Consider the following 22767-nt stretch of genomic DNA (forward strand, 5'->3'; position numbering starts at 1 on the left):
ACACGATAAACTCGCTGGCGATCGCCCGTGCCATCTCGACAGATGTATTTGAGTTTCAGCCCTATCTTCTTCAGCAATCGCCTTAAGATAACGATGGGGCTGTCATTGTCATTGAGGGTAATTCCCAGAACGGTTTTGACTTGCCACTTCACGCTCAAGGCATTGTTAGCCATCTGTACTAGGTCTGCATCAGTTCCCCGGAATTCGCGGTCATCGGCGATGAATTGGGGGATGTTGAACAGTTCCAAGGCATGAATTACCAAACCCAGTTGACCACCGTTAAAATCTGGTAGCCAAGCACTTTTACAGGCAAGCATCTTTTCACCCAGTTTGCGATCGCGGTCAGCGACTTTCGCTCTGCCCAAGGTCAGGTAAAAATGCAATCTCAGTTGTGGGTAATAACCTTGATCGTCTTTTTTGACGAGTTCCGAGGTAACATCCACACCGTAACGCTGCTCTAACTTATATTTGCGCTCAATGTGGCGTTCAGTAGTGGTTTTAGCCCGTTGTTGTTGCAGCGCCTCATATTTGGCAGCAGTCATATCAGTTGTATCGGCAGCAGTGATATCCTGACATTCGCCGTTGTAAACTTCATTTGTTTGGGCGGTGATTTCGTTGTTTAACTTTTTGCGAATTTTGTTGTCATGGACATCGACAATATTATGACCTTCGTTGCCTAATTCCTCTAGCACAGTGTCGCGGTAATGAATCATACCCGCATTGATGCGACAGGCCATTTTGCCAAAAACGTTTAAGGCAGTGCGGTTAATGTTGATTTCATCGCCGTCAATAATCAAGGAAGCATTTTGTAGCAGCTTCAAGTTAGCTTGAAAGCGTTTATGCTCACAGGCTAACAGGGATTTGAGGTTAATTGCTCCGTTGCCAATCTTTCCTAAGCCATGACTGGCTACCCAAAGATGACGCGGTATCGCCTCTCGGACACGGGCTAAGGCTTGGCGAGTGGCATTTTCTGGTGCTACTCCCCGAAAGCATCCCCAAACACTGGTAAAATGCCCCCAAATGTCAATGCTGACCCCTGTGCCGATGGATGGGGAGGCCAGCACAATGTCATATTCCAGCAGCACCTTATTTAATCTTGATATGCAGTTGTAAGCTTCGTGTTGCGGATCGGCAATCGTTTCGGAGTCAATACGAAGGATTTTGCGATCGGGAAATTGTTTCTTAAACCTCGCCTCTAAGACTTTGGTTCCCCATTTGGATTTAGCTTTTTGGCAATCAACTGCAATAAAGGGCTTACCCCCGGTTTTGATGTGGGCTTCCAGGGCAGCTAACCAATTAACCGGGGTAGTTTGTTTGTAGTGGTAAATGTTCCAGGGTTGTCCTTTCCAGTTGTTGACCACCACCCAAGGGGTAACTTGGGTTTCTGCCAGCCCCATAACCATTTCTGGCGATAAATCAGATAAGTCAGCATCAGCCAGGATGACTTTACCACGTCCTGGGGCGAAGGCATTTTTGAACAACTGTGAAAGTTGGTTGAGGACTTCCACCCGATGCTTCTTAACTTCAGTGTTGGCAGAGAGCAAATGCCAGATCACCTGCTCGGATTCGTCAATGATTACTAGCGGTTCTTTCCAGTAAAGGGCGTTAAATCTGGCTTGACCGTTGGGGTGTAAACTGTCTACACATAGCGCAAAACCAAGTAAAATCCCGGTTTCGCTGTTTCTGACTTCGGTAATGTAGGGGATGCCTACCCGCTCCGCGATCGCTTGGGCTAACTGTACCCTGTGCGATAAGAGGATAACGGGTTGACCGTTGGCGATCGCCTCAGCAACGATCGCGGCGAATGACTCGGTTTTACCAGAACCTTTAGGGGATTTGAGCAAAATCAGTTTAGCGGCTTCAGGGATAGCCACTTCTCCCAGGTAACGCTGATTGAGGACGAGTGCCGCCTCAATTGAGAGTCGGCTGTACTCTTTGACCTGCCATTTTTCTTTTGTCAGTGCTAGTTTTATAATTTCATCAGTAACAGCTGGCCCCCTAGCGGCAATTAAGTCATCAATGCCTTTTTCAGGGTAACTCCACTGTGTCACTAGGACTTGACAGCCACACTTCGTTAACAGTTTCGCGGTTTGGCTGATGGCAATATTCACCCGTTGGACTGTTTCTGGTTTGGTGTCGTGGTCAAAGCAGATGATGAATTTACGTCCAAGGGTAGCGAAGTGTTGCAGTTCTGGAATTAGGTGTAAATTACCTGTGGGCTGTCCAAATTCATCTTTGGGATTGCGGTAGCCACTGTTTATCCCAGGAAGGGCGATTGCTGCATAGCCCAAAGTAAGCAATGCCCCTGCTTTTTTGGCCCCCTCACAAATCACAACTGGGATGTTGTACTTCCATACCCAATGCCAGAAGCCTAATGCCCTATCTTCATCGCTAATGGGCAAGTCATATCGTGCGGCCACACTCTCCCAGATGTAATCTGGTACTGCCAGGAAGAATGCCCGTGTTGGCACTCGCAAGGGATGTTCATACTTGATGAATTTAAGAACTTTGTTCAGGTCGCGCCTGGGGTGGTCGGGTTTCATACCGCCCCACATCATGGGGCTATAATCGTTAAGCGGGTCAACACCACTGCACCACCAGTTATTGCCTTCTATGTGGCGATACTTCTTGAGTACCCCGTCTCTAAGTCGTCCGTCGTTACGGCGGGGGACGTTTTGACCATAGAACAGGTAATCATAGGCGGCATTACCCGATACGGAAATGACGTTTAGCGCAATAATTCCAGGGTCAACAGCACTGGCTAACCATTCATTCCAATGGTGCGCTTCTATGTCAGAGGGACGGGATATGATCTCGTACCTCTGTGTAACTTCAATTTTTTGAAGTCCACAATTACTATTTTTCACAGCTTTTTCCCTCAAATACATTGGTTTTTAGTATCTGGAGGGGGTTATTGCGCTGCTACACCTTATATCTACGAGATTTACTGTTTTGCTTGTTGAAAATTTTTACTTATCAAAAAATTTGATAAATTTATATGCAAAATTTCGCAGTGAAAATATAGAAATTTCCACAGTAACTCATATAATATGAGTAAGCAGCGCGGACTAATCTCTTTCGCCAATCTGTGGTTCGAGCTTCCAACTACAATCCACTTTTTTGGTTCTCTAGAGATAAACCCCGCTTCCCAATATTTGAAATATTTAATTTTCTCTGTCGGGCAAAGCGTTCACTACTGAGTGGCTCTTTGTCCTTTTAATTTTTGTGTCTTTTGTATATTCACCTCCGTTTTACGCTTCATTTGAGTACTTGCTGATTGTACAGAACTTTTGGCTGTCTTATATCTAACAAGACTGGGATTTTTTACTTGAAATTACTCAACAAGAGTTGATGATTATTCAAGAAATGAGGCTTTGCACTGCACTTGTGCTGAGTCGGTTATTTGTTCTTCTCTCTTTCAGTTGGCAACGGTTCTACCTTGATATTGCGTACTCCTACTTCTATCAGGTATGCCGCTAGATTGGCAGTAGTTCGCCCTTGGTTCTCAGCTAGTGCTTCAAGCTGATCAAATACAGTATCAGGTAGCGTTACACTAAAACGCTTGCTCATGCATCATTTTCGCTTCAAATTGCCTCCTAAATCATACGCTGTGATTCCTATTTAAGTTTAAACTGCTGCGGTATTGCTGTTAACTACATCTATTTTAAACTTTGTGTGCAGGTAAATACCATCATAGTGCATCGAAATAGATGCTATAATAGTTTTGTCAGCCAAAAAACGACACAAAACAAAGGCAATAGAAGCCAGAAAGTGATGCTATGGCTAACCCCTAACTGGATGTGTGGATTTAAGGCGATTCAGCCTCTAAATTCTCCAAAGCCAGAAAAATCAAGACTTTCACCAATCATCGGAACCATGACAACCGTATATTCCAATGCCAAAAACTGGCTAGTTCAAGCAGACTTGTTAGCCAAATCCGGGCTAACTGACCTCATTGCCGGAAAAGACTCAGGTGCAGGGTATGGCAAAGCAATCATCGGTGATTTTTCTATCATGATGCCTGCCGCATACTCACTTGTTCGCAACCGCAATATCATGCACCACGAAACCATCTCAAAAGATGGGGCATGGGTTCGATATGTAAAAGGAACGCGGCTTGACTTAAAAGATGTTCAATTCTTTTGGGGCAGTGCAGCTCTAGCTCAAAGTGACCATACCTTGCTGCACGAGGACAAAGCCAAAAAAGCAGAACTGGCACTAGAAAGCATCCTTGCAGACTTATCAGTTCTGAATATTCCCGATGGGGTCAAACTTTCGATTAGTTTGAGCAACCATAACCCAGAACGCTGGGCAACTGAGATTAAACGCAGGGTTGAAGGGACTCATACCTTTGAGCATCTGCACCCTGTAACCCGTTCCATTGTCACCAAGACAGTTGAGATTTTAGTCACAGGCATTTATCCCGAAGGATTTGGAAGCATTGCCCACTGCTTATTCGGTGAAGCATCCCTGGTACTTGACCCCTCAGAATTAGCGATCGCTCTCGATATCGGTTCATCCACTTGGTTGATTACCGTGTTTAACGGTAGCGGTGCAGTCATAGACCGTCACTTGATTGAAGGTGGAGCGGGTGAACTGCATTCGATGATTGCAGAAGCCCTCGACAAGCGAAATGACCGAGTGAGTCTGCTGTCCAAGGATGTGAAGCACTCGCCTAGTCTCGTAAATCAGGGAATTATTGAAGGCACTTTCACTTATGGAGGCAACCACCTCACGGGCAAGAAGTTTGAGGCAGAGTACAGCCAGTGCCTAGATCAGTGGTGGTCAAACAGGATTGAGAAATTCGCCAACTTTGTGACTGCTGGTAATTATCTAGACCGCGCTAAATACCTTGTCGCCTGGGGTGGGGGTGTTTCCTTGCCAGTGGTGGATCAAAACTTAGCCGGTTTAGGCTTTGTGATTTTGAACAATCCCCAATTCATCAATGCTTTGGGGTTAAAGCTATTAACTCAAATTGCAAGAGGAGCTTAATCAATGAATTACGAATCTCGGCGTATAACCATCTCCTACCTAGCAGTAATTGAATTGTGCAAGATGTTTGATTTACCCCAAGATGCGCCAACACAAGCATTATCAGCAGGTGTAGAGAAGCTGATTTTTCAACATGGCAATGTACAATCATCGCCCAAAGTTGAAACAGCGCAATCTACACAGCCGAATAAATCGGCACTTAGCGCAATGGTCACTAATTTTAAGGGGGCAGCATGAGCAGAACCACATTAAGGAACACGGTTTTAGGCATTGGAGCAACAGCAGCAGCGGCAGCGATCGCTTTTGGCTATTTCGGAGTGCAGCAGTTTGGCAGAAACAATATGTTTATCATCGCCGCAGCCGTGGGAGGTGCAGGGGCTATCAGCTATGTACTACAAAAACCGAGTCAGCCACAAGCGCCAAACAGTCAACCAGAAGCACCAACCGCACTAATCAAAACCCAAAGGAGAAGAAACAAATCATGAGCGACCAAGAAACCATGCAGACACAGCCATCGCTAACGACTACTGAAATAATGACCATCATCCTCGGTTGCGAACAGACTCTTAGATTTGTGCAAGCATCTCCCAATTACAAGCAAATTGAAGCGTCCGAACGGTTCAGTACATCGAATGACCTAAAAATAGGTGATGCAGTGCAAGCCTTGATGGAGATTCACGAAGCAATCCTAAATATCGAGTTCTATTCCCAAGTTGAGGGACAAACAAATGCTTTCAACGACAGCCTTACAGCGTAACCACCTCTACCAATTCCGTGGTCAACAACTGCGCTACAGCCATCGCTCTAATTGTCGAGTCAATGCCCCTTTCATTTTCAATGACTCGAAAGGCAGAAGAAAAGAATTAAGTCAAAACCAAGTGCAGAGGGAGGTTTTTGAATTAAATGAGTTTTGTGAAAACTGATGATGAAGCGATTGCACCGACGACCAATCATTGCAATCGCCTCACTTCGGGACGTATCTCTCGCCGCAAAAACGAAAGTACATAAGGATCTTAGCAGCATGGCACTCGATTACAAAAATCCCAATGATTGGGGACGCTGTTCTTTCACTGATAATGCTTTGAAACTCCAGCAATTTAAGGCTCTTAACCCAACAGCTACGAAGTGCGAAATAAATAGTTTTCTTTGCAGCCTTTACTTACCCCTCACCGGAACCGAATTCTTAGCAACTCATGAAACCATTGATGACCATCCATACTCTGCTGCATTTGGTCAATTTTTGGGTAATGGGATTGACGCGGACATTGCAAATATATTGGCATTTGGTGAGAACAGATTTGATTTAATCTCTGATGATTTTGACGACCCCGTAAGGCAATTAGCAACGAGAATTTATAGCCGATTTGAAGACATGGGCTATTGGGATGAAGTGCCCCAAGAACCGAGTGATATCAACTACGACTTAATACCTTATTAGGAGGTTCAGTAATGGATTTTGCAATACGTAATCCGGTCGTTGGTCATGCAAGCCATATTGATGAAAAAGCACAATCTTGGGGAGGGTTTGAGTCTGATATTCTGGGCTATCTCTCTGATATAAATAAGCTCGAACAGTTTGCCGATTATGCGAATAATGCCCAAGAATTATCTGACCGATTAGAACCATTTCTGGACAATGCTAAGGTCGTCTTTGAGGCGATGGAGAAGTTAACAAAAGGTCAGGTGACTTGGACTGAACTTCGTAAACAATACGGCTCTCATGTTGCGGGTGCAATTGGTAAAATCCGTAAACTTAACGCTGAATTTGACAGCGAGATGAGTAAAATAGATGCCCAAGATAGAGCCGACTTGTTGCGGATTGACCAGAAACGTAAACACGCTTTAACTGAAGTTGCAGCCCAATTACACCATGATTTGCAAGCAGAACTGTGGCGGCATGAAAACAAGATAAGTGGGATAGAAAATAGACAAGTTGTGCAAGCCGAAAGGCAAGCAATCACAACAGGATTAAGAGAGAAACGTCAACAACTTTTAGCCCGTGCGAGGTATGGCTCACGCGCATTAGAACCGAATCAAACGCCCCAGGAAGTGATACCAATTCAATCCCAAAATCATGCACCAGCATCAAGTGTTTCTGCAACAGGAACAGTTCGCGGCTGGGGTGCAATGTTGGGTAACTTGTGGAACAAGCTGGGCGAGAGATAACTATTAGTTGAAAGGTCAGGCTGATGCTAGTAAGGAAACGAAATGAAGATCCTCATAGCGTCAGCCCTTTTTTGCATGAAGGGCTGGCACAGAAATCACAATCAACTAAGCAGCATCAACAACCAGAACAACCACAACCATTACCAGAAAATAACCGGGGTAGAACATTTAGACGTGCTGGTAATGCAAGTGAAATTGTCGCTGGCAGTTGTTTAAACAGTGCAGTTATTTTCACTTTTCACCTATTGCAAGTTCACCCAGTTGGAATGTTCTTAGCTGTGGGTACTGCACACCTGTATTTTACTGCCACTGCAACAGGTGAAGGGTTTAATAATTTCGTTACTAATTTAATGACTGGTTGCAGTGCATCGTTAGCGTTATTGTGTGCGCTTTCCGAACCGATTGGTGAGTGGAATGAAGCGAGAACTTCTACTGATACAGCTAATACTTCGCTTCAAGAGATGTATCAGCCCAAAGCGAAAACTGCTGAATCTTCAAGTTGGATGGATGGTGCAGGAGTGGGCATATTTCTAGCGATATTAATGTTTTTTCTATTTGGTGGTAAAAGAGGTAAATGAACTATCTATCTGAGAAACATAAACAGTTATCCGAGTCGCAACAATCGGGTTTAATGAAGTGGTTCGGACAGTTGCCGATGGATAAAAAAGCTGTTGCAATTGGGCTAAGTTTAACTGTGGGAATTAGCTCTGCGGCAATGGCTTGGAAAGGGGAATCAAGCGACCGCATTTATTTCTGCCTTCGGACTCCCCAGAAAAAATTGGTATGTCAGGATCAGAATAACAGACCATTTCGCATGACCCCCTTTTATTGGTCACAGTGGCAGTTAGAAGGAATGCCGCGCCAAGTAGTGCGTAACCCAGCTATGGGGGTAAACGGACTGGTGAAAGCGACTAACCCATATAAACCGTTTTGGGCGTTTGGGGGATTCCTGGGATTTGCGCTTGCGGGGTGGATGCTGAGGCACTGCCAAGATGAGGAGAAGCAGAGAGCAGTTTTTGAAGACATTGCCCAAAAGCGGGATGCTGCAAAAGCTGAGATGGCGGCACGTTCCGAGCTACTAGAGAGTTGCCGAGACGTTGCGATCGCAGAAGTCCAACTACAAGCCGACTTGGATCTAATCGCCAATGATCGCACTGTGGATATCCAAAAAGCCGAGATTTACGCCCACACGGAAATTGAAGTTACCCAAATGGAGGCAACTGATGCCATTTTCGAGGCGCAGACGGCTGGGATGACTGAAGAACAGAAGGCGGACTATATTAAGCAGCTTCGTGAGATGAAAACGCCTTATTTGCAAGGTAGCCAGACTTTAGCGGGGACGATTGACCCCAACGATAAAGTTACTGGATCTGAAGCAGGAGCGATGCCTTCGGCGGCAAGCTACGCATCACAGGACAATAAAACGGCATGGGTGCAAAACTTAGTCAAACAAACTGCTCTTATCTGGGGCAACCAAGGCGGTGGTAAATCTTGGCTAGCCCGTTATGTAATCCAACTCAAAAAACAAGCCGGCTACCGTGTGATTGTCCTTGACCCCGACTCGAACCGTAGTGAATGGCGAGAAGTTGAAAGTTACCACTCCTGGGATGATATTGAACAGCAGATCCGCGATTACGTTCAAGAACTGGAATCAAGGTTAAAAACCTTTAATAATTCATCATTGAGTGAGTCGCAATGGCGGCAGAAACTTTGGGCAGAAGGTAAAGCTTTGTCTTTAATCTGTGAGGAAGCAACCACCTACGCTGACTTCATTAAAGATGCGGAATTATTAGAGAAATTCGGCAAGCTGGCACTTACTAAAAGCCGTAAACAAGAGATGCCTTTAACTGTCGTTGCTCATAACAATACCCAGACTTGTTTATTCGGAATTAAAGGCTTGCACAATCTCGTTTCTAAAATGCTTCAAGTTGAATGTTTGGCAGAAGTTGACCCGATTACATTACAGCCCAAATCTACTGGTTTTGCTAAGGTAAAACTCGATAGTTCTAACGAATGGCTTGATGTTATTCTGCCCAAAATGACAGCGAAAATATCTGACTTTAGCGACGCTCTCCCAGCAGAATCTAACCCCAATCCCCCCATCGATAAAGCCACTTTAGAGCGGATTTATGAACTGGAATTCAATCTTGGTAACAAAGCAGGTGACACCCAAGATGAACCTAAGAAACTGTCAACAATGGCGCAAAAGCTGTATGAATATCTCACCAGAACTGAACGAATTGAAGCTGATGTAAGAGAGTTCAAAGGCAACTTTAAAGTGAACGGTGAGAGATTTAGTGTTGAGCAAATCAAGGGCTGGATGTATGAAATTGTGGGGGCAGGATTGGGGGACTGGATAGCCGAGGGTGTTATCAAGCTTAATCAAATTTGACTGCTAATAGTGTCTGGTGTCTCGCCTCAAAAACACCCTTTTTTCGCGGACACCAGACACCAGACACCACAGACACCAAAGCCCAAAACCCTTATACAGCATAGACACCTCCAGACACCAGCCGCCCTAATAGCAGACACTAAGTGTCTATTAGCGTGTCTGTCAAATGTCCGCTTTTCACTGTTAATTAATTGATAGAAATAGCTGAATACTATGCACCCAATAGAATTTAAGAAAAAGTGGCAATTAACTTATAACGAGCTAGCACTTGTCCTGGGTTATGAAAGTGATTTCACTGTCCGTTGCTGGGGGATAAATGGAGGACATAAGCGCAATCCTCAAAAAGTTGTTTATGTTGCTTGTCGCCTTCTAGATGAAAAATGGTCATCTGAGGGTAAACAAATAGATTCTTACCTTTGATAATTTATATCCGTGTGTCTGCTAGACACCTATTAGACACATAAATAAATAATTTGACCAAAGCTAGAGTGCGGGGTAAGTCAAAGATTTATTGATGGTTATGCACAAGTTTTCTATTTTTTCTGATACCCCGTTATAAGTCAAATGTCCGCTAGACACTCCTAATTAATTACTTGAAATAGGTGAATACTATGCACCCAATAGAATTTAAGAAAAAATGGCAGTTAACTTACGACGAGCTAGCACTTGTTTTAGGTTATCAAGGTGATTATACTGTTCGTTCCTGGGGTACGAATGGAAGACACAAGCGCAATCCTCAAAATGTTGTTTATGTCGCTTGTCGCCTTCTAGATGAGAAGTGGTCAACTCAGGGGAAACTTGTGGATTCTTATCTTTGACTTTCATCTTTGGGCACTGTTCAAGAACTGGGGTAGAGCGGGTGGCGTAGCGGAGTGTCGGGGGCGGGCTACCGAGTTTTGGCCACTTTATGAGAAATTTCCTGCCCGTCCCCGACACCACCCGCTCTAAACGAAGTGTCCCCAGTTCGTCGGGGCCTCACGAGATGATGAGGTTGAAGCAATTTTAATATCAGTTAAATAAATCTTTCCTGAGTTTTAAGATTAATTTTGAAATCGGATACATTATTGGATTTAACCATAAATAGGAGATGACCTCTCATTTTCGTTTCTTCTTTTATTGGCACTCCACTAAACAAACAGGGAAACTCGTGTGCTGCATCACAATTTTTCGCTAATTCAAGTGCTATTGGTTTCAGTGAATTTGTATTGACAAATAATGCAGAATCTCTCTGTGCATTTTCCAGTTCTGGGATAGTATACCAGTTGAAAATAATATCATCTGCGTCAGTAGCATCGTATAGTCCTACTAGCCTTCTATATTTTTTATCCATAAAATTCAGCAATCCCTTACCTTGTTCATGCTGTCTTCTGATGCCAAGGTTAATAATATTCCTTTGCGTCGCCATTTCATAAGCGAATTTTAAATTGGTCTGCTCATCACCTATAGAGTCAATTTTATTTTATATCAAAATATCAGCACCATGTCCTGATTCATCTTGCATTCGACCACAAAATAAAATAATTTCTCCGCTCAAAACTTTTGAGATAATTTCTTGATGTGATGAATTTTCAAGACTTATATTTTGTTTAGCAAATCCTTTGTAAGGATTGTAGACATATCGTTTATTTTTCCCTTTACCAATCTTCATTTTGAACTGTCCCTTGGATGATACACTCGTTCATTACTTACTTTTAGCTTAATCGGGCAGTACACAGTTTTACAGGTGGGGAGAAAAAATGAGTGATTAGTGATGCCTATTGCGAACAGTGTGTCATGTCCACGAAAAATTAGGGTTTTGGGTGCTTACGCGGTCTTGTTGACATAACCTAACCAAAAAAACTTTATAGCACTACTCATTTAGCTGTGCGATTTCAATCAAGAAATTGATGGCAGATTCAACCCTGGCTTTTAGTGCCAAAAGCTGTTTATGTGTAAAAGGAATAGTAACTTGATGAGTTCCCCTCTGAAAAAGCTTAACAAACTCTAAAATAGCCTCGACATCCTTTTCTATGAAATCAGAAAATATATTGTAATTTATACTTCTACATATAAAAAGTAACCTAGCTTTTCTCGTAGGTCTGCCTTTATCAAAACAATGGGGATCTTCAGTCCATTTTTTAATATCCTCATCAGGAGATAATCTATGAATAATTTGAGTAAAGAACTCACGTAAAGAAACAGCACAATGTCGAGCATAATCTGGATTATCTATTGAATTTAATGCCGCTTGAGCACCTTGCCACATTGGAATTAAATCATGTGAACCAATAGTAATTAAAAGGCTTTCTATCTCTTTTCTTTCTGCTATAAATTCATTCTTTATAGATTGCTTTTCTACTTCTATTTCATCTTCTATATCAGTATTTAAATCAACAATGCTTACGCTCTCTATAACTTCTACACTATTTAGTAATTCTAGTGCTGGAAGTTCGGAAACTATTCTGGCAGCAGTAGAATTTCCTAAAATTAATTCCTCTAATGAAACAGTTAAATTAGAATATGAACTCGAAAAACAAAAAAAACTGTTATACAGAGAATCTCGTAAGTCACTGTAGGTTTGCAATGAGCTATCAATAGCTAATAAATTTAATTTTTCTAATGAGCTTTGAGCTAATTCGGTTATCTTTAGAGTTCTTGATAGGCTAGATATTACATTTTTATTTAATCCCAAATCTAAGCCTTTGGTTAATTCTATTATACGATTTTTATCATAGCCAAATTGACTGCTGAGTTCACTCTGGCTTAGTGACTTTAAAAGTCTGCTAATTTCATAACTTGGCTTTAGAAGATGACTAAAATTAGTCTTATTCGTTGACTCGAAAAGTCTGCTTATTTCTGAATTTTGCTGCACAAGCTGACTTATTTCATAACTTGGCTGTAGAAGATGACTAAAATTAGTCTTATTCATTGACTCTATAAGCCGACTTATTTCTGAAAATTCTTGCTTGTATTGAAGCAAGTTTTTTCCAATTAAGTTTTCTATATTAAAATTTACTTGTTTAAATAAATCTGAATTAATTTTGTATCTATCCATTATATTGACCTTATCTATAAAGCATTTACTCGTACACTTGTACTAATATGGCATAGAAATAGCGGTCGTGCTTGGTTCGCTTTAAATCCTGTCCCACCGTAATAACATATCTTCGGTCATATCTGCTCGTGGTACTGGGGACGCGCTATTATCCCAGCGTTAACACCCCAGAGGGCATATCCACCACCAACCGTCGATTTTTTAACCACTGGCGACCAAGTAAAACTTCTGACACTCCTTCACCCACATGAACGGGAATATCAAATTCCTTGCCATCAATTCGCACTTTTCCTAAATAAATGTCAAATTCTGCTTCTCCTTGGGCTGTGAGCATTGTTTGCTGTTCTAGATAAATCCAATCAAGTGCTTCTAAATCCTGGTTATTAATTGCCAGCCACCAAGAAAAACCTGTATCAAAAAGTGCTTCTACTGGTAGTGCAAAGGAGTTAGCAGCTATCAACTCTATCTCAAAAAATAATTCATCCTCATCACCAAAGTTGCCAGAAATCATATCGTGCCGCACACCCCAGTTTCATTTATGCGGAAAACGTGCAGTCGGAAGTTCGGGTATTTTTCATGTGCCATCTGGCCAACAGCTAATGCATCCTCATTAATAAAATATTCTCCGCTTTCTGGTTCAACTGCTACATACCAGTTGTAGTGAGTCTTAATTAATTCTGGCTGCAATTTTTGAAAGATTTGTTCGCAACGCTGCTTAAATTCTGCTTTTTCAGCTTTCCATTGAGCTTTCTTCTCTGACGACCACTGGATTTCGGGGAATATTCTCCCCCGGCGCACTGTACGAGTAGACTTTGCTTCAGTCATAGTTGGTTCTGCTTCACTGCAATATCTATATTAGACAGCACATCCAGACTACTTGGGGTTTATGGTTGGTTTGTTAGGTCTGGAGAATTATACTTTAACTAAAATACAATTTTACTTTTGTACAAAAGTAAAATTGCACTATAGTACAATTCTACAAAAGTAAACTAGTATATTTGTGACATTGTACTTTAGTAATTTTATGTAATTGTTTTATGCCAAATCCGCCAACAGTTGTCTCCTTGGGCTTGGCTGGGGGTCAGGGAAAGTCTACAGTAGCCTTGATGCTGGGGAGGTATTTGGGGCGCTTAGGAATTCCCGTTTTGTTTGTGGATTGCGACCCTCAATCTAGCTTGACCAGTTTTTTAGGGGTGCAAGTGCAGCCTGATACCCCAACATTACTGGAAGTTCTGACACAACCGGAAGAGAAAACAAAAATTCTTGATGCCATTGCGCCTGTACCTGACGTTAAACTGGGCGACCGTACCATTAACAATACCAACCTGTTCTTAATTCCTTCCGATGATGGCTTGGAGAGCGCCAACTATAAATTGGCCTCCAGTGGGCTAAGTCTGTTTATTCTCAGGAATCGCCTGCAACCAATTGTGAGTAATTTTGGCGTGGCAATTGTAGACCCACCCCCAGAACGTTCACATTTAGCGCAGACTTCTTTGGGTGCTGGCGATAGATGGGTGATTCCAGCAGAGTCAAACGTCAAGGGAGTGCAATCGCTGTTGCGGACTATGGAATTAATTAAAGAATTTAAAGCAGCCCTACCTTATGGTGAACTACTGGGTGTAGTGCCATTTCGCGCACGGTGGACTGGTTTGCATCCAACAAACGCTACTAAAACCAGTATCGATACCATGCGGCAGTTGATAGGGTCGGATTTGATGTTGCCGCATATTTTGGAATCGGATGTATTCAAAAATGCCATCAACCAACGGGTTGCGCCAACAGACTTGGGGCAGCCAAATCTGGAATATACGATTCATGTCTTAGCTCAACGACTCAGGCCAGCTTTGTCAAAAGAATATGCCAAATTAATTCCCTTAGAAACAGCGTAATAAATTTTACAAATAGGTGAAAACATGAATATTCTAGATGAAATCAGAAATAGAGCGGTTGCACCAACAGTTGCACCACGAGAAGATGTGTTAGCTCCACAACAGCAGGATTCACCTACAAGTGATGTTAACGTGACCTCGACTGCTGATAGCTCCGTTTCGGAACTCACTTTATTAGAAGAGCAACTAGCGAACTTCCCTGAAATTGCGCCTAGAGTACCTGTCCGTTTGGAAGTTGCAATAAAGCAAGAACTCGATGATCTATGCAACCAAGAAAAAATCACAGTTGAAACGCTGTTGGAAGCTTTTTATGTTACTTGCAAAGAAAAAGATACAGTCATGAAACAAGTACTAAAAGAAGCCAAAAAACGGCTGAAGAGCCGCAAAGAAGCAGGTAATATTCGCTCCAGCATCACTCGTTTAGCTAACTTGGCCAAAAAACTAAAGTAACAATCAGACTGATAGTGAACACAGACACAATATCTAGGTGTGGCAAGCCTTCTGGCGCAAATGAGTGTAGAGAAATGCTAAAAAATCAAAGTGAGATTCTTATTGGAAAATCAAGAGCAAGCTCTTTGGTCTGCATATTGTAATACCCAAGCTCTTCTTTTGCAGTTACAGACGAAATGACATCTGCTAAAACAGGCCCCGCACGTTCTATTCCTTCATCGAAGAGAAAATCGACTAACTCGTTAATATTTACGCCGAAAACTGATATAAGCGTAGTCATAACTTTTGCAATCGACCTATTTCTATGGGTCTGTTGTATCTTTCTAGGCAATAGCTGAAGCAGCATAGGATTTTTGTTGTCTGTACTCTTCAAAAAATGGATATAACCTGTCTCTGGATCGTATAAAGCTTCTCCAGGAGGAATGAAAAATGATTCATTGCTCGATGGTACTTTGACATGAATTGTAGTCGTATTAGGTAGAAGTTGCATTTGATAAAAAATTAGGTAATTAATTTACTATCGTCAAAACTTTTGCTAGGCACTTAAAGTAAACCGAAGATCACTACATACGTTGCTTGCGGATTTCCGGAAAGAGGTTGATAAATTGACGAAAAGGGTTGAAAGCTTGCTTTTGCCGTACAAAATTTTTATTCGCTCGATATCATTTTTGGTGAAGTTAGTAAATCAATAAGACATTGTCTGCAATATTTATTTACAACGTGTCTCTTTTTGCAGCTATCTCGTCACTACCCACACATTGGTTACAAGTTAAGCTTGTGAGGCAGTTGTCAGCTATTTTAAAGGATGTGGAAAAATTCAAATATATCGACCCCCGACAAGTAGAAGCTTACTTAGTCGGGCTAGGTTGGCAGCAACAGCAACAAGAGGGTGATAAAGCTTCCATTTGGACTTTAGACGGTTTTGAAATTTTACTTCCCCTCAAACCAGAAATTCTTGACTTTTCTCGTCGCATGGCGGAAGTCGTTGAAACTCTGGCGTTGGCAGAAACCAGAGATCAACAGTCAATTTGGGGTGACTTAATTACAAATGCACCCAACACCACCATCCAAGCAGTCGTCACGCACATTGCCACACCCAACGCAGATCGCCTTAGTGGCGATATCACCATGCTGGGCATCGTGGTTGATAAACTGCGTCCCATCCAAACTGAATTAGCTGACCGTGACTACATCCTGGCATTGAAGGCGTATACTGAACGCCTACCCGTCTACTGCACAGGTGACTTAATTAAGGAAAACAGTATATTCATTCTGAAAAATCCCCACAATTTTCGCCTGGATCTTAATGAATAATGTTCCTAAGCCGTGACCAAAGTAGGCTCAGTATTCCAGATTACGAATGATTGCAACTTTCGCCACAGCAACGCTTACAGCCGAAATGAGTGTAGAGAACTTTAGTTCTCGCAATCCATAACGCCTGGGAGGTATACAGGAAGCTCTTTTTGAGGGAGGATTTATTCATTAGCTCTTAATTGACTGCTGTGAACACTCCTGCGATCGCATCCAATTTTAATCCAGAGTCGCTGGCGTTAACTGAACCAGTTCCGCTAACTATGCACCCGGCTGAAGTTTATATCAACAGTCTAGGTGAAGGTTCCCGGCGGACGATGCGGGAGGCGTTAAATGCGATCGCTCAACTGCTGACCAGTGCCAGTTGTGATGCAAGCACTTTGGATTGGGCAAAGTTGCGTTACCAGCACACTGCTGCGGTCAGATCGGTGCTGATGGAAAAATACAGCCCAGCAATGGCGAACAAAATGCTATGTGCATTACGGCGGACGCTCAAGGAAGCATGGCGCTTGGGGTTAATGTCCACGGATGAGTATGGACGAGCAGCTGATATTGAGTCGGTACGGGGCCAGAGTTTATTGAAAGGGCGTGAACTCGATCCCCAAGAAATTGCTGCGCTGTGGTCAGATTGTATTCAAGATGATTCAACATTGGGTCGGAGAGATGCGGCACTGCTGGCAGTTTTGACGGTTGGCTTGCGCCGCAGTGAGGTGACTTATCTTGATTTGAGTGATTTTAAGCCACGCACTCGGTCATTAACAATACGTGAAGCGAAGGGGCGGAAGGAACGAATTGTGTACTTACCTGAAGCTGGTGTGCAAGCAGTCCTTGATTGGCTGCTGATTCGGGGTAAAGCTCCAGGGCCGCTTTTTTATCCTTTAAATAAGGCAAATAAAATCATAGCGAGACGGATGAGTGAGCAGGGGGTGTTACGAGCATTGCAACGACGTGGGGAAAAAGCTGATGTGGATGCGTTTACACCTCATGATTTTAGAAGAACTTTTATCGGTAAATTATTGGATGCGGGTGCAGATATCGTGACGATAGCGAAACTTGCAGGTCATGCGTCGCCAAGTACTACAAGTAAATACGATAGGCGTGGGGAAGCGGCGAAGAAACGGGCGATTGATTTACTGAATGTGCCTTATAGTAGGCGAGATAAGTGAAACTTTAAGTTGAAAAAGCCAAGTATGTCAGTTTTGGTCGTTGTCACTTTCACCTTTCACCCCAGATGGGATCGTTCAGGTAAGCAAGTCCCACACTCGAATTGACTAGCACAGGCATGACTGTATAGGAGCGCTGAATTAGGAGAGGCAGAGGAAATGGAGTGGGAGTCCGGATCTGAATGCTGTCAATAAATTTACTACAGAAGTGCGGAAATTGTTTTGATTTTCTTGTAGCTATATAGTTTGTACATTAATAAATAGAATTTGTAGCATCTACCAAAAGATAGATTGTTAGCATCTCTGTAAAACTTTAATCATCTTTCATGCAAAGATGTTTTCTGTGAGTATATGAACACCACGTTAGTTTTCTCATACTTATATTTAGCAGCTTAATCAAACTTTGGAGGTAAATAAGCAATCGTACAGATAGTTCCTCTAAGGCTGAAAACCTTAACATTCCAGGCTTTGTCTTAAACCATCTGAATATGCCTTACACTAGGCGGAAAAACCGCTAGTTTTCTTAAATCAGCATTATTAAATTAGGGAGGGGTGATGGCATTGAGCCAGCTTGACCGTAACTACGGCAAATTTTAAAATAGATTTAAACTGACAATATTTATACTAATTTAAAATTAAGTACTCTATCAAAAGGGAATTCAGCAAATAAATCTTAGTAAGTATAACCCGAACTAGAACATGTTAATGTTACAATACGATTTTACAAAAAATTACACATTTGTAGAAAGTTAACTTCCCTACTTTGCGCTCAGGCTAGTCTTCATCAGCTAATTAAATCTACATCTATAGCTAGGGCAGCTAGTGAATTTATGTGTAATAAAATTCCGATGCATCCGATTCATCAGGAAAGACATAGGAAAGTCTAAGGCTTTGCTCTATTAAGAATTAAGCAATTATCCAAGGTATACACACAGATACAATGTATGGCACGTACAACACAAGCAAGCCCTTTCTTTCCAGGAAAGCCAGTACCCCCAAAACATTTTGTGGGACGGTCAATGGAAATCGCCGCTGCATTCGACCAAATAAATAATCGCAGCCACATGGCGATTTGGGGTGGCCCAGGATTGGGTAAATCCTCTTTTTTGGAGCTACTGACTTCACCACAAGTTTGGAAAGAACATGGACTAGAATCAGATTTATCCCAAGCTGTGATTGTTCTTTTGAGTTGTGAGAGTATTAATCCTTTTACTTCCTCAGGTTTTTGGCAGGAAGTTCTGAGTTGTCTCAAGGATGAATTGGAGAGCGAGCCAGCTTTGCAAACTGAAATTCAAAGTTTTCTGGACAAAGGACAAACTACAAAAGAGAGTCTGCGCCAGATATTGCGTAAGCTGGGGAAAAAACATAATAAATTTTTGGTGCTGTTAGTAGATGATTATCACATCGCTCTGATTCCAAACCAGCAATATAGCGAACCCGACATGGAAGTTTTTTTGAGCGAGTGTCGTAACTTGGCTGTTCACTCTCAGGAGAGACAATATCTTTCAATGATTGTAACTTCACTCAAGCGCCTTAGTGAACTTGGGATGAAACTCAATCCTAATGCTTCTCCTTGGTACAACCACTATCTTTTTCAGCCACTCAAACCCTTTTCTGATCAGGAAGTTGATCAGCTAATTATCAAAGTTTTAAATATAGATATTCAAGCAGCACAAACATTCAAACCAGTGATTTTAGCAATTGCTGCTGGGCATCCAGGTTTACTACAGATTGTAGGATCTCTACTATTTAGAAAGCTAAGAACCGGGGAATTGCCAAATGAAGAAGCAATTATTAAGGAAGTGGAAAGCACAACTAAGCAGATTTTTCAAAATATTTGGGATAGGTGTAGTGAGCAAGAACAAACTTTATTAATGCTCTTAGCTCTTTTTAATCTTAAAGGTCGTTTGCATAAAAAAGTAAAGTTTGACTTAAGTGGTATTGACCTTATTTTTACTCAAAAAGAGCGAGATTTTAGCAACTTAGAAGAACAGGGTATAGTTGTCAGCGTCGAAAAAGAAGGAAAAAGAGTATATTCATTGGCTTCCTCAATTATGCAACAGTGGATTATTCAAGAGATTTGGAATACAGATAATGATTTACTGCATAAACGTCAACACGTTTTCATTAATTTGATGAGCCGCGAGCAAGTTGAGAAAGTTACAAATGCGATTAACTGGCTCTGGAAACATAAAGACGAAGTGCCTTCCAACGTGGAATGGATTGTGAAGGTCATAGCTGCACTTCCTTCAGGGCTAATTTTATGATTCAGCTATTTTTGAAGATAGAATTATGATTAATAATTCCAAAGTCCATAGAAATCCTTACATTATTGGTAACCCAATAAACGAAAAAGAAAAACTTTTCGGACGTGAAAGTTTGTTCAGCCTCATTAAAGACCACCTAGACCAAGATGTTAAAGTTATTCTGTTACATGGTCTAAGGCGTATCGGTAAATCTTCTGTACTGCAACAGTTTACCAACTTTATTGACCAAGATAAATTTGTCTGCGTTAACTTCGATTTACAAGATAAAGCTCGGATGCCTTTGAGTGAGCTTATTCACAGTCTGGCTACAGCAATTATAGAACAACTGGAGCTAGATATCCAGGGATTGGAATCACCGACTAGAGAAGAGTTAGAGCAAAAAATAGATATATTTGCGTACATTTTTTTACCAAAAATTTATGAAAAGTTAGGCGATAAAAAATTGGTTTTATTGCTAGATGAATTTGATGTTATAGACAGTGAAAAAGTTGACATAATTAGTAAAGGAGCAGGCTTTTTCCCTTATTTACAATCCCTGATTAGTAACCAGAAGCAATTATTCATTATTCCGGTGGTGGGAAGACATGTAGCGGAATTAGAAAATGTGCTTGCTTTATTTCAGCGTGCACCTAACCAAGAAATTGGTTTATTAGATGAGGTAAGTACTAGGCTGCTGATTACTAAACCGAATGAAGAGACACAACTTAAATATGAGCAGGAAGCGATAGAAAAAATTTACCAACTGTCCGCTGGACATCCATTATTTACCCAAGTCATTGGCTTCACAATTTTTGAGAAAGCTAGGGATAAAAATAATTGGATAGTTACTCTTGCCGATGTAGAGGGTGTTGTAGACAAGGCACTTGAGAATGCTGAAGGTGGTTTATCATGGTTTTGGGATGGGCTATCTATTCCGCAGAAAGTTATTTTTTCAGCCATAACAGAGGCACAAAAAATAGCTGGTAAATTATTTCCAGAAGACCCATTCAGCCTCATCAAAAGGTATGGAGTTATTCAAACTGAGGAACTTATACAAGCGGTTGATCAACTAGCGAAAAAGGGTTGGGTAGATAACACCAAACGTAGAGTTAAAGTCGATTTAGTCCGTTATTGGATGGAAAAATATCATCCAATACAACAAGAAATTTCTCAGCTAGAGAATCAAAAGTTAGAAGAAGTTTATCCGTTATGTAAGAGAGCAAGTCAACTGTGTAAAGAGGGCAAAAAACAGGATGCATTGCATCTCTATGAAACAATTTTGACTCTCAATCCCAATCACTTTAGGACTCTACCTCGGTTGGCTGAAATATATTTAGAAATTGATAATTTTGATAAAGCCCTGGAACTTTACGAAAGAGCCTATAATGTTGATAATCGAACCTATCAAGGAAAGCTATTATCTGTGCTGAAAAATTATGCAGATAAGTTGATAGAACAACGAGAATTAGCCAAAGCTATAGCGCAGTTACAACGAATATTGGAAATTGAGCCGAATAATCAATCAGCACAGGAAAAACTGAAAGAAATTCAAGTTGAAAATCTAGCTAATAAGCAAAATCAGGTATCAGTACAGCAACCACTGCAAACTCCAGCTAATCGTTTCGTAACCTCAGCAGGTAGTACCACGACCTCCTTGCCAATTGAGCAAAAAGGGCTCATAAAACGGGGAGCAGTAATATGTATTTTAGCTATTGCAGGTATAAGTGTTATTGCTTATCAGATTTTAGCTCCTTGCCCATCAGGGCAGAAGAAAGGACTATTTGGTTTTGCTTGCCAAGCTTCATTAACTTCCACTAATTCTAGGATCATTAGTAGTAGGGGTGAACGTACCTTATTTTCTAATATTACCGATTCTAATGCTAAACATAATATTAATCGTGAAAAAGGGATTGAAGCATTCAAAAACAACGATTACAGTTCAGCCCGTGAATTTTTTAAAAATGCTAGAAAAGCTAATTACAATGACCCGGAAGTACTGATTTATGAAAATAATGCAAAAGCTCGTGAAAAGGGTAAACCCTTAATTTTGGCAGTGGTTGTGCCTGCGGACAATGCACAATCAATTGCTCAAGAAATCTTACGAGGCGTAGCGCAAGCACAAGAGCAGTTTAATGTTGATGGTGGATTCAATAGTCGATTACTAGAGATTGTCATCGCCAACGATGCAGATGACCCAAAGCAAGCTCAAGAAGTAGCTCAGCAACTAATAAAAGACACAGATATCTTGGGAGTAATTGGACACTACTCTAGCAGGGCTACTAAGGAAGCATTAGTTGAATATACACAAGCTAAATTACCAGTTATCTCTCCTAGCAGTACTAGTACAGAATTACAAAGTGATGTTTTTTTTAGAACAATCCCCTCTGATGCAATATCTGGCAAACAACTAGCTGAATATGGTGTAAAACAACTTCGCTTAAATAAAGTTATAGTTTACTTTGATTCTGACAGTTCCTATAGCCGTAGTCTCAGGGAGAGTTTTGAAGAACAATTTAAACAATTAGGAGGTGAGATTGTTCAAAGAATTGATTTTAGCAAACCAAATCTGGATGTAAAAAAAGAACTTGAAGACAGTGTAGTTAATTATCAGGCTCAAGGAGTATTGTTATTCCCTGACTTAAAAAATACTGATGTATCGCTCGAACTTGTTAAAGTCAAGTTGAATCCCATAAAATCAGAGATACCAAACCTACAGTTTTTAGGTGGAGATACTCTGTATAGCGAAAAAGCCTTTGCATCTGAAGGATTGATTGTATCTATACCTTGGTTTAGGGAAGCACCACAATCACAAAACTTTGTAAAGAAAGCTGTGGGACTGTGGGAAAAAAAGATTAGCTGGCGCACAGCTACGAGTTTTGATGCTACTCAAACTTTTATTCAGGCTCTCAAAACTTTTTCCTCAAATCCTTCTCGCTCAGAAGTTCTGGAAAGACTCAGACAAGTAAATCTTACAGAAAGCCTTACCTCAGGGTATAAACTCCAGTTTACTCGTTACGGGGAACGCCAGACCCAACCTATACTTGTTAAAGTTGAAGGAGGTGGATTTAAGCAGGTGCTGCCATAGTTCTGTAGGAAAAACAAGTACCCTCGCAGGTCTAGATAT

The 22767-nt window shown here is 41.5% G+C and carries 24 protein-coding genes; 16 read left to right on the forward strand and 8 right to left on the reverse strand.

What is annotated here, in order from left to right; genetic code table 11:
• Together IQ274_RS32190 and IQ274_RS32195 are read right to left on the reverse strand one after the other, a co-directional pair.
• The coding region (locus IQ274_RS32190) for a plasmid replication protein, CyRepA1 family (RefSeq protein ID WP_194144688.1) at positions 1–2867 on the reverse strand (2867 nt) is incomplete at its 3' end.
• 532 nt (positions 2868–3399) lie between these two features.
• A complete protein-coding gene (locus IQ274_RS32195) occupies positions 3400–3570 on the reverse strand; it encodes a ribbon-helix-helix domain-containing protein (protein ID WP_100903772.1) in 171 nt (56 codons plus the stop codon).
• 204 nt (positions 3571–3774) lie between these two features.
• Here IQ274_RS32195 and IQ274_RS32200 point away from each other — a divergent pair, with 204 nt between their 5' ends.
• From IQ274_RS32200 to IQ274_RS32250, 10 genes are all read left to right on the forward strand, one after another.
• Positions 3775–4992: a ParM/StbA family protein gene (locus IQ274_RS32200; RefSeq protein WP_228058519.1), complete on the forward strand. Its 1218-nt coding sequence runs from the start codon at positions 3775–3777 to the stop codon at positions 4990–4992.
• 3 nt (positions 4993–4995) lie between these two features.
• Positions 4996–5229 carry a hypothetical protein gene (locus IQ274_RS32205; RefSeq protein WP_194144689.1) on the forward strand — a complete coding sequence of 78 codons (234 nt, stop codon included), beginning with the start codon at positions 4996–4998 and terminating at the stop codon, positions 5227–5229.
• A complete protein-coding gene (locus IQ274_RS32210; RefSeq protein ID WP_194144690.1) occupies positions 5226–5477 on the forward strand; it encodes a hypothetical protein in 252 nt (83 codons plus the stop codon). The genes IQ274_RS32205 and IQ274_RS32210 overlap by 4 nt, the downstream gene beginning before the upstream one ends.
• On the forward strand, positions 5474–5749 hold the full coding sequence (locus IQ274_RS32215; RefSeq protein ID WP_194144691.1) for a hypothetical protein: 276 nt from the start codon (positions 5474–5476) through the stop codon (positions 5747–5749). The genes IQ274_RS32210 and IQ274_RS32215 overlap by 4 nt, the downstream gene beginning before the upstream one ends.
• Positions 5750–5914: 165 nt before the next feature.
• Positions 5915–6430: a hypothetical protein gene (locus IQ274_RS32225; protein ID WP_228058520.1), complete on the forward strand. Its 516-nt coding sequence runs from the start codon at positions 5915–5917 to the stop codon at positions 6428–6430.
• 11 nt (positions 6431–6441) lie between these two features.
• The gene (locus IQ274_RS32230) at positions 6442–7158 is read left to right on the forward strand and encodes a hypothetical protein (protein WP_194144693.1); all 717 of its coding nucleotides are present in this window, start codon (positions 6442–6444) and stop codon (positions 7156–7158) included.
• Between the two features lie 23 nt (positions 7159–7181).
• Positions 7182–7736: a hypothetical protein gene (locus IQ274_RS32235; RefSeq protein WP_194144694.1), complete on the forward strand. Its 555-nt coding sequence runs from the start codon at positions 7182–7184 to the stop codon at positions 7734–7736.
• A complete protein-coding gene (locus IQ274_RS32240; protein ID WP_194144695.1) occupies positions 7733–9550 on the forward strand; it encodes an ATP-binding protein in 1818 nt (605 codons plus the stop codon). The genes IQ274_RS32235 and IQ274_RS32240 overlap by 4 nt, the downstream gene beginning before the upstream one ends.
• Before the next feature lie 213 nt (positions 9551–9763).
• Positions 9764–9970, forward strand: coding sequence for a hypothetical protein (locus tag IQ274_RS32245; RefSeq protein ID WP_194144696.1), 207 nt, complete (start codon positions 9764–9766; stop codon positions 9968–9970).
• A 191-nt stretch (positions 9971–10161) separates the two neighbouring features.
• A complete protein-coding gene (locus IQ274_RS32250) occupies positions 10162–10368 on the forward strand; it encodes a hypothetical protein (protein ID WP_114085451.1) in 207 nt (68 codons plus the stop codon).
• 194 nt (positions 10369–10562) lie between these two features.
• On the opposite strand, the gene IQ274_RS32255 is transcribed toward IQ274_RS32250, so the two are convergent.
• From IQ274_RS32255 to IQ274_RS32275, 5 genes are all read right to left on the reverse strand, one after another.
• Positions 10563–10955: a hypothetical protein gene (locus IQ274_RS32255; RefSeq protein WP_194144697.1), complete on the reverse strand. Its 393-nt coding sequence runs from the start codon at positions 10953–10955 to the stop codon at positions 10563–10565.
• 54 nt (positions 10956–11009) lie between these two features.
• Positions 11010–11198, reverse strand: coding sequence for a hypothetical protein (locus IQ274_RS32260; RefSeq protein ID WP_194144698.1), 189 nt, complete (start codon positions 11196–11198; stop codon positions 11010–11012).
• Between the two features lie 201 nt (positions 11199–11399).
• Positions 11400–12584, reverse strand: coding sequence for a hypothetical protein (locus IQ274_RS32265; RefSeq protein WP_194144699.1), 1185 nt, complete (start codon positions 12582–12584; stop codon positions 11400–11402).
• Between the two features lie 148 nt (positions 12585–12732).
• Entirely contained in the window at positions 12733–13095 is a 363-nt protein-coding gene (locus tag IQ274_RS32270; RefSeq protein ID WP_194144713.1) for an aspartyl protease, read from the reverse strand.
• Positions 13092–13409, reverse strand: a complete 318-nt coding sequence (locus tag IQ274_RS32275) for a hypothetical protein (RefSeq protein ID WP_194144700.1) — start codon at positions 13407–13409, stop codon at positions 13092–13094. Before IQ274_RS32275 ends, IQ274_RS32270 begins: the two co-directional genes overlap by 4 nt.
• A gap of 212 nt (positions 13410–13621) precedes the next feature.
• Between IQ274_RS32275 and IQ274_RS32280 the strand changes: the two genes are divergently transcribed.
• Together IQ274_RS32280 and IQ274_RS32285 are read left to right on the forward strand one after the other, a co-directional pair.
• Positions 13622–14473 carry a ParA family protein gene (locus IQ274_RS32280; RefSeq protein WP_194144701.1) on the forward strand — a complete coding sequence of 284 codons (852 nt, stop codon included), beginning with the start codon at positions 13622–13624 and terminating at the stop codon, positions 14471–14473.
• 24 nt (positions 14474–14497) lie between these two features.
• Complete coding sequence (locus tag IQ274_RS32285) at positions 14498–14923, forward strand: hypothetical protein (RefSeq protein ID WP_179076812.1); 426 nt, start codon at positions 14498–14500, stop codon at positions 14921–14923.
• Positions 14924–15008: 85 nt separating this feature from the next.
• On the opposite strand, the gene IQ274_RS32290 is transcribed toward IQ274_RS32285, so the two are convergent.
• Positions 15009–15413 (reverse strand): hypothetical protein, encoded by a 405-nt coding sequence (locus IQ274_RS32290; protein ID WP_194144702.1) that lies wholly within the window; start codon positions 15411–15413, stop codon positions 15009–15011.
• 206 nt (positions 15414–15619) lie between these two features.
• Between IQ274_RS32290 and IQ274_RS32295 the strand changes: the two genes are divergently transcribed.
• The 4 genes from IQ274_RS32295 (at position 15620) to IQ274_RS32310 (ending at position 22728) form a co-directional block, all read left to right on the forward strand.
• Positions 15620–16237, forward strand: a complete 618-nt coding sequence (locus tag IQ274_RS32295) for a hypothetical protein (protein ID WP_228058521.1) — start codon at positions 15620–15622, stop codon at positions 16235–16237.
• Between the two features lie 188 nt (positions 16238–16425).
• Entirely contained in the window at positions 16426–17400 is a 975-nt protein-coding gene (locus IQ274_RS32300) for a tyrosine-type recombinase/integrase (protein ID WP_194144715.1), read from the forward strand.
• A gap of 941 nt (positions 17401–18341) precedes the next feature.
• Positions 18342–19664, forward strand: a complete 1323-nt coding sequence (locus IQ274_RS32305) for an AAA family ATPase (protein ID WP_194144703.1) — start codon at positions 18342–18344, stop codon at positions 19662–19664.
• Positions 19665–19689: 25 nt separating this feature from the next.
• Positions 19690–22728 (forward strand): ABC transporter substrate-binding protein, encoded by a 3039-nt coding sequence (locus IQ274_RS32310; protein ID WP_194144704.1) that lies wholly within the window; start codon positions 19690–19692, stop codon positions 22726–22728.
• The last annotated feature ends 39 nt before the right edge of the window (positions 22729–22767 follow it).

The sequence above is a fragment of the Nostoc sp. LEGE 12447 genome, assembly GCF_015206985.1.
GTDB lineage: Bacteria > Cyanobacteriota > Cyanobacteriia > Cyanobacteriales > Nostocaceae > Nostoc.

Excerpts from the sequence above, each read along its gene's own strand:
- IQ274_RS32195 (WP_100903772.1), bottom strand. The coding sequence starts at position 3,570 with ATGAGCAAGCGTTTTAGTGTAACGCTACCTGATACTGTATTTGATCAG.
- IQ274_RS32200 (WP_228058519.1), top strand. The coding sequence starts at position 3,775 with ATGCTATGGCTAACCCCTAACTGGATGTGTGGATTTAAGGCGATTCAG.
- IQ274_RS32205 (WP_194144689.1), top strand. The coding sequence starts at position 4,996 with ATGAATTACGAATCTCGGCGTATAACCATCTCCTACCTAGCAGTAATT.
- IQ274_RS32210 (WP_194144690.1), top strand. The coding sequence starts at position 5,226 with ATGAGCAGAACCACATTAAGGAACACGGTTTTAGGCATTGGAGCAACA.
- IQ274_RS32215 (WP_194144691.1), top strand. The coding sequence starts at position 5,474 with ATGAGCGACCAAGAAACCATGCAGACACAGCCATCGCTAACGACTACT.
- IQ274_RS32225 (WP_228058520.1), top strand. The coding sequence starts at position 5,915 with ATGATGAAGCGATTGCACCGACGACCAATCATTGCAATCGCCTCACTT.
- IQ274_RS32230 (WP_194144693.1), top strand. The coding sequence starts at position 6,442 with ATGGATTTTGCAATACGTAATCCGGTCGTTGGTCATGCAAGCCATATT.
- IQ274_RS32235 (WP_194144694.1), top strand. The coding sequence starts at position 7,182 with ATGCTAGTAAGGAAACGAAATGAAGATCCTCATAGCGTCAGCCCTTTT.
- IQ274_RS32240 (WP_194144695.1), top strand. The coding sequence starts at position 7,733 with ATGAACTATCTATCTGAGAAACATAAACAGTTATCCGAGTCGCAACAA.
- IQ274_RS32245 (WP_194144696.1), top strand. The coding sequence starts at position 9,764 with ATGCACCCAATAGAATTTAAGAAAAAGTGGCAATTAACTTATAACGAG.
- IQ274_RS32250 (WP_114085451.1), top strand. The coding sequence starts at position 10,162 with ATGCACCCAATAGAATTTAAGAAAAAATGGCAGTTAACTTACGACGAG.
- IQ274_RS32255 (WP_194144697.1), bottom strand. The coding sequence starts at position 10,955 with ATGGCGACGCAAAGGAATATTATTAACCTTGGCATCAGAAGACAGCAT.
- IQ274_RS32260 (WP_194144698.1), bottom strand. The coding sequence starts at position 11,198 with ATGAAGATTGGTAAAGGGAAAAATAAACGATATGTCTACAATCCTTAC.
- IQ274_RS32265 (WP_194144699.1), bottom strand. The coding sequence starts at position 12,584 with ATGGATAGATACAAAATTAATTCAGATTTATTTAAACAAGTAAATTTT.
- IQ274_RS32270 (WP_194144713.1), bottom strand. The coding sequence starts at position 13,095 with ATGATTTCTGGCAACTTTGGTGATGAGGATGAATTATTTTTTGAGATA.
- IQ274_RS32275 (WP_194144700.1), bottom strand. The coding sequence starts at position 13,409 with ATGACTGAAGCAAAGTCTACTCGTACAGTGCGCCGGGGGAGAATATTC.
- IQ274_RS32280 (WP_194144701.1), top strand. The coding sequence starts at position 13,622 with ATGCCAAATCCGCCAACAGTTGTCTCCTTGGGCTTGGCTGGGGGTCAG.
- IQ274_RS32285 (WP_179076812.1), top strand. The coding sequence starts at position 14,498 with ATGAATATTCTAGATGAAATCAGAAATAGAGCGGTTGCACCAACAGTT.
- IQ274_RS32290 (WP_194144702.1), bottom strand. The coding sequence starts at position 15,413 with ATGCAACTTCTACCTAATACGACTACAATTCATGTCAAAGTACCATCG.
- IQ274_RS32305 (WP_194144703.1), top strand. The coding sequence starts at position 18,342 with ATGGCACGTACAACACAAGCAAGCCCTTTCTTTCCAGGAAAGCCAGTA.
- IQ274_RS32310 (WP_194144704.1), top strand. The coding sequence starts at position 19,690 with ATGATTAATAATTCCAAAGTCCATAGAAATCCTTACATTATTGGTAAC.